Source organism: Amycolatopsis sp. lyj-23 (assembly GCF_046549135.1).
Lineage (GTDB): Bacteria > Actinomycetota > Actinomycetes > Mycobacteriales > Pseudonocardiaceae > Amycolatopsis.
Window position 1 is genome coordinate 368,659 of sequence record NZ_JAJPWN010000003.1, and the last position, 13,851, is coordinate 382,509.

Sequence of the window (13,851 nt, forward strand, 5' to 3'; positions counted from 1 at the left end):
ACCCCCAGGTGATTAGGTCGAACCTCAGATTAGGTTGGACCCATTCACTGGGTCAAGCACAAACTTGGGTCCGACCCAGTAGAGTGAATCCATGAGCGAGGGACTCCGTGCGCAGAAGAAGCACGAGACCAGGAGGACCATCTCCGACGTCGCCACGCGGCTGTTCATCCGCAACGGCTTCGACGACGTGACGATCGCGGACATCGCCGCCGAGGCGCGGGTCGCCAAGATGACCGTGACGAACCACTTCCCACGCAAGGAAGACCTGGTCTTCGACATCCGCGCGGACTTCGCGTCCTGGCCCACCGCCCTGATCCGCGACAGCGCCTTCCACGACACGCGCGAGCTCTACTTCGAAGCGCTGGGCGCCGAGCACGCGCTGGTCGGCTTCTCCGGCCCCGGCTTCGTGCGGATGATCAAGGAGAGCCCGGCCCTCACCAACGCCCTGCACGAGATGCACCGCGAGCGCGAGAACGCACTCACCGACCTCCTCGTCCGGCGGCACCCCGAAGAAGAACTCGGCCCGACGCTCGCCGCCGCGCACCTCACCACGGTCCTGCGCGTGCTCTTCCAGGAGGTCTTCGACCGGACGATCGAGAACGAGAAAACGATCGTCGACGAGGTCTGGCCCCTCGCGGAACAGGCCTTCGACCAGCTCGAACCGGCGTTCGGCCGCTACTAGCGCGCGGCTCCGGCGGGTCGCGAAGTCCGCAGTTCCGGCTCGGGCGCGCCCTGGACCTTCAGCACGTGCATCTCGCGCACGGCCCGGGCGTCCGACGGCGCCAGCAGAGCGGAGAACCGCCGCACCACCAGGGCCGTCACCACCGCCAGCGCGGCCGCGGACAGGTCGGTCAGTGCGACCAAAACGACGCTGTCGGCCATCGACTGCACGTCGTCGCGGAAGCGCCAGGCGATCGAAACGCCCAGCAGGACCCAGTTCAGCAGCCAGGCGCCCCACCACACGAGGACCTGCCGCGACGGCTTCGGCCGGACGTCACGCGGGCGGCCCAGCACCGCGTGCTCCAGCTCGCCGACGACCGACAGCGCCAGCGGCAGGTTCGCCACCGGCACGAGGACGCCGACCAGCACCTGCCACACCGGCCGCGGCGGGTCGTCGCCCGACACGTCCGCCGCCGCCCGGCGCGCGACCAGCAGCCACCAGAGCGACAGCCCCGCGGGCAGCAGCGCGAGGATCGAGGCGAGCAGGCCCGCGGCGAGCACGAAGCCGTCGGAGAACGCCACCACCGAGCGGGACAGCGCGGAGTCACGGCCGAGGACGAGCAGCACGTACCGCCAGATCTCCGCCCCCGCCGCGGCCACGGCGAGCACCGCGAACGCGAAGAGGACGACGACCACGCTGCGGCTCAGCACCGGTACCCGGTCGACCGGGCGGATCTCGTCGGACGCCGTGCCGGGCACCGACGTCGGGCGCCGCCAGACCAGGTTCGGGAACCCCCACCGCGGTGGCACCGGGTACGACGGCGGGCCGAGGTACGGCTCCGGCGCCACGACCCGCCGTCGCGGCCACGCGCCGGGCGGCGGGGTGGCCACCCAGCGCAGCCTGGGCCGGTGCAGCGGACGGCGGTGGTAGGGGTACGGCTCCGGCTGGCCGGCCAGCGCCCGGCCCTGCAGCTGCTGCGCGGACGGGGGCGGCGCCTGGCGCGGCCAGTACCCGGGCGGGTACGGCTGCCCGGCAGGAGGCTGACCCGGGTGCAACGCTAGATCACTTCGGGTTCGATGCCGGGGTGCTCGCCGACCATCGGGCGGCCTTCGCGCTGCCACGCGCCCATGCCGCCGGCCACGTTCACCGCGTCCCAGCCGCTCTGGTTCAGCCACGCCGCCGCCCGCGCGGACCGGCCGCCGCTGCGGCAGATCACGTGGATCGGCTGGTCGTCGGGCAGGTCGGCCAGTTCACCGACGCGGGCGGGCAGCTCCCCCATCGGGATGTGCACCGCGCCGGGAGCGTGCCCGGCGGCCCACTCGTCGGCTTCGCGGACATCGAGCAGCACAAGGCCGTCTTTCGGCAGGTCGCGGACCTCGGCGGTCGGCAGTTCAGCAGGGCTCACCACGATCTCCATGCTGCCATGGGAAGGCGTTGCCCGCGCGTGAGGTCAGCGCATCACTTGCGGTGCCGTCCGCGCCCGGTGACGCGGGTCTTGTCCTCGGCTTGCCCGAACCGCGCGACGGCCCTGTCCCGCATGAAACCGAGCGGGTCGGGCGCGTGCAGCCGCAGCATGATGTCGTGGACGTGTTCCGGGCGCCCGTACCCGGTCACGCGGCTGACCAGGTACGTCGTCACGAAGGCCACCGGGACCGTGATCAGCGCCGGCTGGTTGACGAACCAGGGCGCCCAGCCGCCGGTGTAGCCGCTCACGACGTTGACCACCAGCGCGGCCAGCACCAGGCCGCCGCCGACGAACATCCCGGCCAGCGCGCCCGGCCAGGAGAGCTTGCGCCACCAGATGCCCAGCACCAGCAGCGGGCTGAACGTCGACGCGGCGAGCGCGAACGTCAGCCCGATCGACAGCGAGATGTCGTCCGGCCGCAGCGCGACCGCCAGCGCGATCGGGAACAGCGCGACCAGCGCGGCCGCGATCCGGAAGTCCCGCACCCGGCCGGGCAGCAGGTCCGTCGACACGACCCCGGCCACGCTCACCAGCAGCCCGGACGTGCTGGAGAGGAACGCGGAGAATGCACCGGCCGCGGTGACCGCGCCGAGGATCTGGCCGCCGACGCCCGGCAGGATCGCCGACGGCAGCTGCAGGATCGCCGCGTCCGCCTTGCCGGTCACCAGCAGTTCGGGGACGTACATCCGCGACAACGCGCCCAGCAGGGTCGGGAACAGGTAGAACAGCCCCAGCAGCAGCAGGACGTGCACGGTCGTGCGGCGCGCGGCCTTGCCGTCCGGGTTGGTGTAGAAGCGCACCAGCACGTGCGGCAGGCCCATGGTGCCGAGGAACGTCGCGAACATCAGCGAGTACGTCTGGAGCAGGTCGGTGAGGCTGCCCGACCCCGGGTGCAGCCAGTCCGCGTTGTCGGCGACGGAATCGCTGACCACCGGCACCGGCGTGCCGGCCATGAACTTCAGCTTCGTGCCTTCGGAAACGGTGTGCGGCGCGAGCGGGGTCCAGTGCGTCGGGCCGGCCGCCGGGCCGTTGTCGGTGCGGCCGTAGGCGTAGAAGTAGGTGTCCGAGGTGACGTGCAGCGTGACGTCGGTCTGCACGTCCACCGTGGTGTCGCTGACGAACACCGGCGGGGCGGGCGAGCCGAGCGGCCGGAACCCGTCGGGGCCGCCGCCGGTGAAGAAGACCATGCACAGCACGAACGCGGGCACCGCGATCGCGAACAGCTTGACCCAGTACTGGAAGGCCTGGACCACGGTGATCGCGCGCATCCCGCCGGAGATCACGTTGACGGTGACCACGATCATCACCGCGATCGCCCCGGCCCAGGCCGGCACGGGCAGGACCGTCGCCAGGGTCAGGCCGGCGCCCTGCAGCTGCGGCGCCATGTACAGGATCCCGATGAAGACGACGAACGCCGTGGAGAACCGGCGCAGCCCCTGGGAGCCGAGCCGCATCTCCACGAAGTCGGGCAGCGTGTAGGCCCCGGACCGGCGCAGGGGCGCCGCCACGAAGAGCATCAGGGCGAGGTACCCCGCGGTGAACCCGATCGGGAACCACAGCGCGTCGGCGCCGTCCTTGAGCACGATCCCGGCGATGCCGAGGAACGACGCCGCGGACAGGTACTCGCCGGAGATCGCCGCGGCGTTGCGGCGGGACCGCACCGTGCGCCGGGCGACCAGGAAATCGTGCGTGCTCGTCGCCGACCGCGAGGAGCGGAGACCGAGGTAGGGCGTCACCACGGCGACCAGCACGATGCCGGTCAAGGCCCACGGGTTCAACTGCACGGGAGGAATCCTCGCACGAGAGAGGCTTGTTCTGGTCAGGCCGCTGCCGCCCGCACACAGACCGGTGATCGAGGTGGACGTCGTGCAGCGGCGACGGCTGAACAAGCCTCTGTGTGCGGAACTAGTTTTCGATCATGTCCACGAACGCGCGTTCGTTGCGTTCGGCCAGCCGGTTGTACCAGATCCCGACGCCGAACAGGAACGGGAACGGCAGCACGCCGAGGATGAGCCAGGCCACCGGGATGCCCAGCAGGCTGGCCCGGGAGAACCCGGGCACGAGGTAGAAGAGCGCGGGCAGGGCGCCGAAGACGCCGACGACGAGCAGCGCGAGCAGCAACGCCGTCCGCAGCTGCACCTTCACCAGGTGGTCGCGGACGAGCAGCTTTCCCCAGCTGGTCTGCTCCTCCAGCTCGACGCGGGCACGCAGGGTGCCGGCGCCGCGGCGCGGGTCGGCGAGGATCACCCGTTCCCGCTTGGGTTTCGCGTGGTGTTCCGGCTTCGGCGGCTCGTTCTCCGGCGCCGGCGGCAGGTGTTCGACGACGGCCCGGTCGGTCGGCTGCGGCAGCGGCCGCTGCCGGGCCCGCCTGCCGAGGGTCGGGTCCGGTTCACGGACGCCGTTCGCGCGGTGCTCGTAGAAGTCGTCGGTCATGGCCGGGCCCCGGCTCAGCCGTTCCGGCCCGAACCGACCAGCCGGTCCTTCAGCGCGCGGGTGTGCCGCCGGCTCACCGGCAGCACCTTCTCCTCGTTGCCGATGACGACCTGGTAGCCGCCCTGGCCCATGCGCAGCTCGGTGATCAGCGGCAGGGCGACCAGGAACGACCGGTGGATCCGGACGAACCCGGCCTTCTCCCACCGCTCTTCCAGCTGGGCGAGCGGGATGCGGACCAGGTGGCTGCCTTCGGTGGTGAACAGCCGGGCGTAGTCGCCCTGCGCCTCGACCCAGCGGACCGACGAGCGCGGGATGAGCTTGGTGGTGCCGGCCAGCTCGACCGGGATGACCTCGTCGTCGTTCTTGACCGGCTCACCGCCCAGCGCGCCGGGCGGGGGCGCCGCGGCAGCGGCCAGCTTCTCCATCACGCGCGTGATGGCGCGGTCGAGGCGGTCCTGCTGGTAGGGCTTCAGCACGTAGTCGAGCGCGCCGAGGTCGAAGGCGTTGACGGCTTCTTCGGCGTGCCCGGTGACGAACACCAGCGCGGGCGACGGCCGCAGCGCGGCGAACACCCGCGACATCTCCATCCCGGACAGCCCCGGCATGTCGATGTCCGCGAAGACGGCGTCGACGATCGGCAGGCCGCGGTCCTTGCGCTCGCGCAGCCGCGGGTCGTCGGTGGACAGCAACCGCAGCGCCTCGGAGGCGTCGATCGCCGGGAACACCTTCGCCACGTGCGGGCTGTTGCGCAGGCAGTGGACGAGTTCGTCAAGACCGTTCGGCTCGTCGTCCACGGCCAGGACCACGAGTTTCCGGGTGTCATCGTGAGCACTCACAGTGAAACGCATCCTGCCCATTGCCGAGTGCAATGTCCAGCCCCCGTCCGCATTGTGTGCGGACCCCGCGGCCGGGACCGCGGGGTCGCTCGTCTCAATGCACGAAGGTGAACCAGTTGAGGTTCACGAAATCCGCGGGCTGACCGCTGGTGAACGTGAGGTACACGTTGTGGACGCCGGTGACCGCGCCGATGTTCGCCGGGACGGTCCGCCAGCTCTGCCACCCGCCCGTGTTGCCGACGGCGAAGCTGCCGATCGGCGCGTTGGCCCGGCTGTCGAGCCGCACCTCGACGAGCCCGCTGACGCCGGCCGCCGCCCCGGACGCGACGCGGGCCTGGAAGTTCGTCGCCGCGGAGCTGCCGAAGTCGACGTTCGGGTAGAGCGCCCAGTCGCCGTTGGCCACCGCGCCGATGTCCTGGCCGCCGCCGGTGTCGGACGTCGCCTCGGTGATCACGCCGGACTGCTGGCCGAACGACTCGGCCTGGATGGTGCCGTACGCGCTGGTCCCGCCGCCGGGAGTCGTGGTGGTGGGCGGGGTCGTCGTGCCGCCCCCGCCGCCGCGGGTGGTCACCGTGACGTAGTCGACGACCATCGGGTGACCCGGCACGATCCCCGGCCCCGGCGTGGTCGTGCCGGAGTTGTTGTTCGGGAACGCGCCGCCGATGGCGAGGTTCAGCAGCACGAAGTAACCCTGGTGCGTGGTCATGTTCGCCCACGTCGTCGCGTCGAGCTGGTTCTGGCTCACCGAGTGGAACTGCTGGCCGTCGACGAACCAGCGCAGGACCTGCGGGCTGGTGCTCGCGTCCCATTCGAAGCGGTAGGTGTGGAAGGCCGACTGGCAGCTGCTGCCCGGGCACGCCCGGTTGTTCGGCAGGCCGGTCGTCTCGTTGCACGGGCCGCCCGGGTTGACGCCGCAGTGCAGGACGCCCCAGACGGAGTTGATCCCGTTGACGTTCTCCATGATGTCGAACTCGCCGATGGCGGGCCAGTTCCAGTAGTTGCCGCGGTAGGGACCGCCCAGCGCCCAGAACGCGGGCCAGTAGCCGAGCGCGGCGGCGCCGGTGACGTTCGGCATCTGGATCCGGCTCTCGATCCGCATGACCCCGCCCGACGGCGGCTTGAAGTCGGCGCGCTGGGTTTCGACCCGCGCCGACGTCCAGTTGCCGGCACTGTCGCGCAACGGCGTGATGCGGAGGTTGCCGGAACCGTCGAGGGAGACGTTGTTCGGGCTCGCGGTGTAGTTCTGGATCTCGCCGGTGCCCCAGTTCGCGGGGCCGCCGGGGTAGCTGTGGCCGGTGTCGATGATCCAGTTCGCGCTCGACGGCAGCGAGCCGGAGCCGCCGGTGAAGTCGTCGGCGAACACCGTGGTCCAGCCCGCGTCGGGCGGCGGGATCGACGCCGCGGCGGGCAAGGTCAGCGGGACGGCGATGAGCGCGGCGCCGAGCACCGCGCCGAGGGCGAGTCTGCGGGAGTGGGGCATCGGGGACGACCTCCTTGTCGACCGGATTTGTTGCCGTTCACAACAAAGCCCGTCGACAAGGAGACCCGACGCCCACCCGCGATTCCAGAGGCGTTACCCATGAAGAGTGATCCAGGTCACAAAGTGTGCCCGGAAGTACTCGAACCGGACATCGGCGCCAAAGGCGTCAGAGGCCGAAGCGGGACCAGGCCGCCTTCTGCGTCACCGCGTCCAGCACGGCCGACGCCGCCGCCGGTGCCCCGATGCCGAGGCGGGCGAGCAGGGGCTTCTTCGGCTCGGCCACCGAGATCTCCGCGTCCGGGTAGCGCTCGGTGATGATCTGGCGGAGGCTGCCGAGGCCGTCGGCCAGGCCGAGCTCGACCGCCTTCGCGCCCAGCCAGACGTCGCCGGTGAACAGGTCCTCCGAGTCGGTCAGCCGGTCGCCGCGGCGCTCCTTCACCCAGTTCACGAACAGCTCGTGGAGCTGGGCGTGCATCTTCTTCAGCCACTCGACGTCTTCGGGCTTCTCCGGCGAGAACGGGTCCAGCCGCGACTTGTTCGCGCCCGCCGTGTGCAGCCGCCGCTCGATGCCGAAGCGTTCCAGTAGCCCGGTGAACCCGAAGCCGCCGCTGATCACGCCGATCGAGCCGACCATCGACGTCCGGTGCGCGTAGATCTCGTCCGCCGCGCAGGCCAGCCAGTAGCCGCCTGAGGCGGCGACGTCCTCGCAGAACGCCAGCACCGGCACGCCCTTCTCGTCGGCCAGCTGCCGGATCCGCTCGGCGACCAGGCCCGACTGCGTCGGCGCGCCACCCGGCGAGTTGACCAGCAGCGCGACCGCCTTCAGCCGCTCGTGCCCGAACGCCCTGGTCAGCGCCGATTCCACCGCGGCGAGGTTGATCGCGCCCCTGGCCAGCGGCGACGGCGACGGCGTGATCACGCCGTGCAGCTTCACCACGGCCACGACGTCCTTGCGCTCGACCCGGTCGGCGAGCACCGGGATCCGCGAAGCCAGTTTGTCCGTAACGCTCATACAGCCAGGCTAGCCGGATTTTTCGGGGGTCCGGGTGGCGAAGCCCCCGGCCCGGGGCGAAGCCCCGGATGTCACAGCCGGATTCAGCTCATGGGGAGGATGCCGGAGCGCGTGCCGTTGACGCCGTTGACCTCGGCGCCGTTCAGCTGGGCGGGACCGCCCTGCGCCGGGACGTCGGCCTCGGTGTCGGAGCTGTAGTCCGGCATGTTCGGCCGGACGCCGGGGACGAACTTCGGCACCCGCAGCGTCACCTTCATGCCCGCGCCGGGCGCCGTCTCGACCATCACCGCGTAGTCGCTGCCGAAGACCTGCTGCATGCGCTGGCTGATGTTGCCCAGCCCCACGTGCGCGCCCGTGCTGTGCGCGTTCTTGACGTCCCGCAGCCGCCGCGGGTCCATGCCGATGCCGTCGTCCTCGACGCTGATCAGGGCCTCGGTGCCGTAGTCCTGCGCGATCACCGTGACGCAGCCGCCGCTGGGCTTGCTGGCCAGCCCGTGCTTGACGGCGTTCTCCACCAGCGGCTGGATGATCAGGAACGGCACGACGACGCTGAGCACCTCGGGCGCGATCTTCATCCGCACCTCGAGCCGGCCGCCGAAGCGGGCGTTCTCGATGGTCAGGTAGCGGTCGATGTTGCGCAGCTCCTCGGCCAGCGAGGTGAACATGCCCGACGTCCGGAACGAGTAGCGCGTGAAGTCGGCGAAGTCCTGAAGCAGCTCTCGCGCCTCTTCGGGGTCCGTGCGGATCAGCGCGGAGATCGTGTTGAGCGCGTTGTAGACGAAGTGCGGCGAGATCTGCGCGCGCAGCGCCTTGATCTCGGCCTGCTGGAGCTGGTGCTTGGACTCGTCGAGCCGGGCCAGCTCGAACTGGGTGCAGACGAACTGGGCGACGGCGTCGGCCATCTGCACCAGCCGGCCGCGGGTGCGGCCGACGACGATCAGCGCCGCCTCGGTCTCGCCCTCCACCAGCAGCGGCACGATGACCGCGGTCTTCATCCGGCAGGTGCCGCGGTGGTTGCACGGCATCCGGTCGTGCGCCACGACCTCGCGGCGGTGCTTGCGGATCGCCGCGCCGATCGCCTCGACCAGGTCGACGTAGTGCTCGTTCGCCTCGCCGTCCCAGGACAGCAGCGTGCCTTCGCTGTCGGTGATGCCGACCGCGACGCAGTCGAGCATCTGCAGCAGCTGCGTGGTGATCTTGTCGGCCGCGTCCTCGTCCAGGCCGGAGCGGAGGTTCGGGGCGGCCTTCGACATCCGGTGGACCGCCTGCAGCATGGCGTCCTCGACCTCGCTGGCCGGTTTGCGCAGCTTCACGACCAGCACGATCACCGTGGCGACGAGCAGCACCACGAGGGCCCACGGAATGATCTGCGCAAGCGGAAACCCGGACACGGCGTCCATGCTCTGCGCTCGATCGACCGGGTGCAAGGCCTGATCCCACTTTCTGTCCGACTGCGCTGACCGAGAGTCGGGAAGACCCTACCGAGCGTCCGGGAGCGGTTACTTCAGCAGCCGCGACATGCGGCGGTCGGCGAGCGGCTTGCCGCCCGTCTGGCACGTCGGGCAGTACTGGAACGACTTGTCGGCGAAGGATATTTCGCGGATCGTGTCGCCGCAGACGGGACACGGCAGCCCGGTCCGCGCGTGGACCCGCAGGCCCGACCGCTTCTCGCCCTTCAGCCGGGCCGCCTTCTGCCCGACCGACCGCTCGACGGCGTCCGTCTCGATCTCGTGGATGGCCTCGGCGAGGGTCTCCAGCGCACCTTCGCCGAGCTTGTCGATCGTGGCGTACGGCGAGAGCTTCGCGCGGTGCATGATCTCGTCGGAGTAGGCGTTGCCGATCCCGGCGAGCAGCGACTGGTCGGTCAGCGCCCACTTCAGGCGCGTGTTCTTCCCGGCGAACAGCTCCCGCAGCTGGGCGGCGTCCACGGCGAGCGCGTCCGGCCCCAGCCGCGCCACGCTGGCGATCTCCTGCGGGTCCTTGACGATCCACACCGCGAGGCCCTTCTTGGTGCCCGCTTCGGTGAGGTCGAAGCCCGGCCCGGTGGCGGACTCGAGGTGCACCCGCAGCGAGATCGGGCCCTTCCCCGGCTTCAGCGGCGCCGCGGCGAGGCCGTCGGACCAGCGCAGCCAGCCCGCGCGGGCCAGGTGCACGACCAGGTGCAGGTCACCGGCCACGACGTCGAGGTGCTTGCCGTGCCGGGTCGCGCCGGTGATCTCGCGGCCGTGCAGGTCGGTCCACGGCGGTGTCGCCGTCTTCAGGACGCTCAGCGATGCGACATCGATGCGGAAGATCGTCCGGCCCACGGCGTTCTCGCGCAGGTGGTGGGCCAGTGCTTCGACCTCGGGTAGCTCGGGCATGACACCAGTGTCCTACTCGACCGGGTGAAGGGGCCCGTCGAAGTCCGGCAGCGAGTGCCGCTGGATGGTCTTGGAGATCTTCTTGACCTCGCCCTGCACGGTGAACATGCCGCGGATGGTGCCGACCCAGCGCTCGGACGGCCGGTCGCCGGTCACGTCACCCTCGGTCTCCGCGACCACGGTCCACGGACGGCGCAGGATCCACCGCAGCGGGAAGAACAGCACCACGAGCAGCAGCGCCAGCAGCACCCACGCGGGGACGTTGACCTGGTCGGGTGTCCACACGATGAGGATCACGGCCAGCAGCGTGGTGACCACGATCATCGCGATCCCGGGCCCGTAGCTGCCCGCCACGTCGTGCTCGAAGTCGTCGGCCGTCGCCGGAGCGCGCCATTCCATCTGGGCACGGACCACCCAGTCGCGGCCGTCTTCGCCGCGTACCAGCCGGTTCATTCAGTTGCCTCCCGGGGCGCCCGCAGGGTGAGCAGCTCAACGGTACCGTGCGCGGCCGCACCTGCGCGAGGGAGGAACCGGACATCTCGCCCGCCGGACCCGATCACCGCTGATCAAGAACCCGGGGGTGTGGCCGGGGCCGCGTCCGCCGGTTCGTCCGATCCGGTGACGGCCGGGGCGCTGTCCGGGCACGGCTTCCCCGAAGTCGGCGTCACGGTCTGCGTCGGCGCCGGGGTTTCCGTCGTCTTCGGCGCGTCGGCGGGCATCGGCGTGTCCGTCGTCTTCGGCGTCTCGGTGGTCTTCGGCGGGTCCGTGACGCCGGTTTCGTCGTCCTTCGGCGCCGGCTTCCCCGCCTGGTCCGACGACGGGACCGGCTTGCCGGGCCGGCCGGTCGGCGACAGCTCGGGCGCGTCGGCCTGCTGCGGCCCGGGCGCGTCCGTGGACTCGGTCGTGATCGTCATTTCCGGGCGCGACGTGTCCAGCCGCGGCGACGTCGCCTGGTGGTCGGGCGCCATCAAGGTCGAGGAGGTGACGTCGTCGCGCGGGACCGGCGGCGCCACGCCGCCGCCCACGGCCGCGACCGGGACGTCCGCGGCGACGGGCAGTTCCGGCACCTCGTTCGCGGCGACCGGGCCCGCCCCACCCCGCGACCGGGCCGCCACCGCGACCCCGGTGCTGCGGCCGTTCAGCACGCCGACGCCGACCCGCGGCTCCGGCGGCACCTGCGGCGGCGGCTGGTGGTGCGTCTCGGACGGCGGCACCACGACGAGTTCGGGCGCTCCGCCTGACAACCCGACGTCCTGCACCGGCCCGGAAGCGAACAACACCGGCCCGGCCGCGACGCCGACGGCACCCACCGCGGCGGTCGACGCCAGCGCGAGCCCGATCTTGACCTTCGAACCGACGAGCACGCCCTTGACCGTGGCACCGAGCCCGGCCAGCGCCCCGCCGCCGCCCAGCGACGCGGCGGCCGGCACCAGCAGCACCAGCACCCCGGCGTGCGCGCGCAGCGACGAACAGACGTCCCGCAGCTCGTCCTGCGTCGCCCGGCACGAAGCACAGCCGTGCAGGTGCGCCTTGATCCGCTCGGCCTCGGCGCCGGTGACGCTGCCCGCGGTGAACCCGCCCAGCTTCTCCACGACCGCCCGGCACGAATCCGGCCCGCGGTTCACCGAAAGGTGGGCCTGCAGGTACGCCGCCCGCAGCCCCTGCCGGGCCCGGCGGGCCAGCGCCGCTGTCGCGTTCGCGCTCAACCCGAAGTGCGGAGCGACCATCGCGGGCTGCTCGCCTTCGACCTCGGTCTGCCACAACACCGAACGCCACCGCTCCGGCAGGCTGGTGAACGCGGTCGTGATCAACGTGTGCTCGGCCGTGCGGGCGTGCGTGTCCGCCCCCGCCCCGGCGCGGAAGTTCAGCTCGTCGTCCGACACCGGGACGTCCCGGCGGGCACCGTGCCACTCCCACGACACGCGGCGGGCCACGGTCAGCAGGTAGGCGCGGACGTAGTCACGGGGACCGGCACCGCGGCGGAGCGCCTGCAACACGCGGAAGAACGTCTCCGCGGTGATGTCCTCGGCCTCGGAGCGGTCGGCGGCCAGGCTCTGCGCCAGCCGGCGCACCGCGGCGGCGTGCAGCTCGAACAGCTCGCCGAAGGCGGCGTTTTCGCCGTTGCGCAGCCGTTGCAGCAGTGCCTGTTCGTCGGATTCCGAGGCCGCTGGTGGCGGCACCGTGCCCAGCTCGGTCATCCGGCCCGGCACCTCCTCCCCGAAGGTCTCCCCATTCGGTCGAATGGAGACACCATACGGAGGGAATCAGCCGTCGTCACCCCTTGTACGCCAGCTGTGACACCGAAGCACCGGTCCGGGGACGGGGGGACCCGGTCACCGAGCCCTCACGGCGAGGGTATAGAGTTCCCTCCATCAGCAAGACAACGCGGATGTAGCGCAGCTGGTAGCGCATCACCTTGCCAAGGTGAGGGTCGCGGGTTCGAATCCCGTCATCCGCTCGGGGTTGAAGGGGCTGTGTCGGCGGAAAGCGCCGACACAGCCCCTTCGCCATTTCACCCGGAGGGCCGAGCCCCCCGGACCCCCCACGGTGCCTTCGCCAGGCCTGGGTGGGTTTCCTGGGTTTGCTTTGCCTGACTTGGTGCGTTCGTCGCTCGGATCCTTTGCCGGGTCAGAGCTCGTAGGTGTCGAGGATTGTGGGCGCCACTGGGGTCAGGTGGGGGTCTTCGCGCTCGGTTACCTGGCCTCGGGCCATTCGGTAGACGCGGAAGTTGTTGTCGTTCTCCGTGTCCTGGTCGTCCCAGGTGTGCAGGAGGCCGTAGGAACCCGGGGCCAGTTCGCCCGCTCGGGTGAAGAGGTTCAGCAGTTCGGTGGCCAGGGCGCCGCCGTGCTTGTCGAAACCGCCGAAGTGGAGCATCGGGATGCCCCCGCTCCAGCGGAGGTCGACCAGGTCGAAGTCGCCCGCGTCACGGATCGCGCGGTGGACGCGGTCGACCAGGCGCTCCAGGAGCGCCGCGTCGTCGTCGCCGCTCGCGGTCGCCTGGATGGTCACCCAGCCGTGGTATTCGAACACCCGCAGAACGGTAGCAAGAGCTCCACCCGCGGCTCAGCGGGCCAGCGCGGACGGCTTCCCGTCGCGGCGCAGCACGTTCGGCAGCACACCCGCACCCAGCCGTTCGAACGCCGGCACCAGCTTCTCGCCGAACACGCACAGCGTCCGCTCCCACGGGTGCCCGAGCGTGCCGTAGGAGAAGTCCGCCGCCAGGAACAGGTGGTAGTCCGCGCGCGGGAACACCGGCACCGGCCAGCGGGCGCCTTCGGACATCAGGTGCGGGCGGATGCGGTACGACTGGTGCTGCCAGTGCAGCGCCCACATCCACTCGTCCGGGCCGCAGACCTCGCGGAACGCGGCCAGCGCGATCGTCGCGACCTGGTGCTCCTCGACCGCGTACGGGCCCAGGCGGAACTCCGCCGACGCGCGGTCCAGATCACCGGGCGAGAGGTCCCACGTCCGCGACGGCACCGGCTCCCGGAAGCCCGGCCAGGCGTGCGCGTAGGTGCTCGGCCAGAACGCCAGCTTGTCGTACACCCAGTACCAGGCGGGCTCGTCGACGACGCGGGAGACGGCTTCCCAGGCAGCATTCACT

General features: G+C 71.2%; 14 protein-coding genes and 1 tRNA gene. 2 read left to right on the forward strand and 13 right to left on the reverse strand.

Annotated elements, in window-relative coordinates; translation table 11 throughout:
* Nucleotides 1-91 precede the first annotated feature (91 nt).
* Nucleotides 92-682, forward strand: coding sequence for a TetR/AcrR family transcriptional regulator (locus ACLJPY_RS07845; RefSeq protein ID WP_410587340.1), 591 nt, complete (start codon nucleotides 92-94; stop codon nucleotides 680-682).
* On the opposite strand, the gene ACLJPY_RS07850 is transcribed toward ACLJPY_RS07845, so the two are convergent.
* From ACLJPY_RS07850 to ACLJPY_RS07900, 11 genes are all read right to left on the reverse strand, one after another.
* Nucleotides 679-1,716, reverse strand: coding sequence for a DUF4328 domain-containing protein (locus ACLJPY_RS07850; RefSeq protein ID WP_410587341.1), 1,038 nt, complete (start codon nucleotides 1,714-1,716; stop codon nucleotides 679-681). The two genes, ACLJPY_RS07845 and ACLJPY_RS07850, sit on opposite strands and share 4 nt — an antisense overlap.
* A 2-nt stretch (nucleotides 1,717-1,718) precedes the next feature.
* Nucleotides 1,719-2,078: a rhodanese-like domain-containing protein gene (locus ACLJPY_RS07855; RefSeq protein WP_410587342.1), complete on the reverse strand. Its 360-nt coding sequence runs from the start codon at nucleotides 2,076-2,078 to the stop codon at nucleotides 1,719-1,721.
* A gap of 41 nt (nucleotides 2,079-2,119) precedes the next feature.
* Nucleotides 2,120-3,910 (reverse strand): cation acetate symporter, encoded by a 1,791-nt coding sequence (locus ACLJPY_RS07860; protein ID WP_410587343.1) that lies wholly within the window; start codon nucleotides 3,908-3,910, stop codon nucleotides 2,120-2,122.
* 121 nt (nucleotides 3,911-4,031) lie between these two features.
* The gene (locus ACLJPY_RS07865; protein ID WP_410587344.1) at nucleotides 4,032-4,559 is read right to left on the reverse strand and encodes a hypothetical protein; all 528 of its coding nucleotides are present in this window, start codon (nucleotides 4,557-4,559) and stop codon (nucleotides 4,032-4,034) included.
* 14 nt (nucleotides 4,560-4,573) lie between these two features.
* Nucleotides 4,574-5,407, reverse strand: coding sequence for a LytR/AlgR family response regulator transcription factor (locus ACLJPY_RS07870; protein ID WP_410562585.1), 834 nt, complete (start codon nucleotides 5,405-5,407; stop codon nucleotides 4,574-4,576).
* Nucleotides 5,408-5,489: 82 nt separating this feature from the next.
* Nucleotides 5,490-6,875: a glycoside hydrolase family 16 protein gene (locus ACLJPY_RS07875; protein ID WP_410587345.1), complete on the reverse strand. Its 1,386-nt coding sequence runs from the start codon at nucleotides 6,873-6,875 to the stop codon at nucleotides 5,490-5,492.
* A gap of 166 nt (nucleotides 6,876-7,041) precedes the next feature.
* Nucleotides 7,042-7,887 carry a S49 family peptidase gene (locus ACLJPY_RS07880; protein WP_410587346.1) on the reverse strand — a complete coding sequence of 282 codons (846 nt, stop codon included), beginning with the start codon at nucleotides 7,885-7,887 and terminating at the stop codon, nucleotides 7,042-7,044.
* 83 nt (nucleotides 7,888-7,970) lie between these two features.
* Nucleotides 7,971-9,287 carry a histidine kinase gene (locus tag ACLJPY_RS07885; RefSeq protein ID WP_410587347.1) on the reverse strand — a complete coding sequence of 439 codons (1,317 nt, stop codon included), beginning with the start codon at nucleotides 9,285-9,287 and terminating at the stop codon, nucleotides 7,971-7,973.
* A gap of 99 nt (nucleotides 9,288-9,386) precedes the next feature.
* On the reverse strand, nucleotides 9,387-10,247 hold the full coding sequence (locus tag ACLJPY_RS07890; protein WP_410587348.1) for an Fpg/Nei family DNA glycosylase: 861 nt from the start codon (nucleotides 10,245-10,247) through the stop codon (nucleotides 9,387-9,389).
* A 12-nt stretch (nucleotides 10,248-10,259) separates the two neighbouring features.
* The gene (locus ACLJPY_RS07895) at nucleotides 10,260-10,700 is read right to left on the reverse strand and encodes a DUF983 domain-containing protein (RefSeq protein ID WP_308671751.1); all 441 of its coding nucleotides are present in this window, start codon (nucleotides 10,698-10,700) and stop codon (nucleotides 10,260-10,262) included.
* 113 nt (nucleotides 10,701-10,813) lie between these two features.
* On the reverse strand, nucleotides 10,814-12,445 hold the full coding sequence (locus tag ACLJPY_RS07900) for a sigma factor (RefSeq protein ID WP_410587349.1): 1,632 nt from the start codon (nucleotides 12,443-12,445) through the stop codon (nucleotides 10,814-10,816).
* A 187-nt stretch (nucleotides 12,446-12,632) separates the two neighbouring features.
* On the opposite strand from ACLJPY_RS07900, the gene ACLJPY_RS07905 reads away from it, so the two are divergent.
* A tRNA-Gly gene (locus tag ACLJPY_RS07905) sits at nucleotides 12,633-12,705 on the forward strand.
* Between the two features lie 170 nt (nucleotides 12,706-12,875).
* On the opposite strand, the gene ACLJPY_RS07910 is transcribed toward ACLJPY_RS07905, so the two are convergent.
* Entirely contained in the window at nucleotides 12,876-13,277 is a 402-nt protein-coding gene (locus tag ACLJPY_RS07910) for an immunity 7 family protein (RefSeq protein WP_410587350.1), read from the reverse strand.
* 33 nt (nucleotides 13,278-13,310) lie between these two features.
* Nucleotides 13,311-13,850 (reverse strand): DUF2716 domain-containing protein, encoded by a 540-nt coding sequence (locus ACLJPY_RS07915; protein ID WP_410587351.1) that lies wholly within the window; start codon nucleotides 13,848-13,850, stop codon nucleotides 13,311-13,313.
* Nucleotide 13,851: the final 1 nt, after the last annotated feature.

Coding starts and splice junctions, on each gene's coding strand:
- ACLJPY_RS07885 (WP_410587347.1), bottom strand. CDS start 9,287: ATGGACGCCGTGTCCGGGTTTCCGCTTGCGCAGATCATTCCGTGGGCC.
- ACLJPY_RS07895 (WP_308671751.1), bottom strand. CDS start 10,700: ATGAACCGGCTGGTACGCGGCGAAGACGGCCGCGACTGGGTGGTCCGT.
- ACLJPY_RS07900 (WP_410587349.1), bottom strand. CDS start 12,445: ATGACCGAGCTGGGCACGGTGCCGCCACCAGCGGCCTCGGAATCCGAC.
- ACLJPY_RS07875 (WP_410587345.1), bottom strand. CDS start 6,875: ATGCCCCACTCCCGCAGACTCGCCCTCGGCGCGGTGCTCGGCGCCGCG.
- ACLJPY_RS07865 (WP_410587344.1), bottom strand. CDS start 4,559: ATGACCGACGACTTCTACGAGCACCGCGCGAACGGCGTCCGTGAACCG.
- ACLJPY_RS07870 (WP_410562585.1), bottom strand. CDS start 5,407: ATGCGTTTCACTGTGAGTGCTCACGATGACACCCGGAAACTCGTGGTC.
- ACLJPY_RS07845 (WP_410587340.1), top strand. CDS start 92: ATGAGCGAGGGACTCCGTGCGCAGAAGAAGCACGAGACCAGGAGGACC.
- ACLJPY_RS07890 (WP_410587348.1), bottom strand. CDS start 10,247: ATGCCCGAGCTACCCGAGGTCGAAGCACTGGCCCACCACCTGCGCGAG.
- ACLJPY_RS07855 (WP_410587342.1), bottom strand. CDS start 2,078: ATGGAGATCGTGGTGAGCCCTGCTGAACTGCCGACCGCCGAGGTCCGC.
- ACLJPY_RS07880 (WP_410587346.1), bottom strand. CDS start 7,887: ATGAGCGTTACGGACAAACTGGCTTCGCGGATCCCGGTGCTCGCCGAC.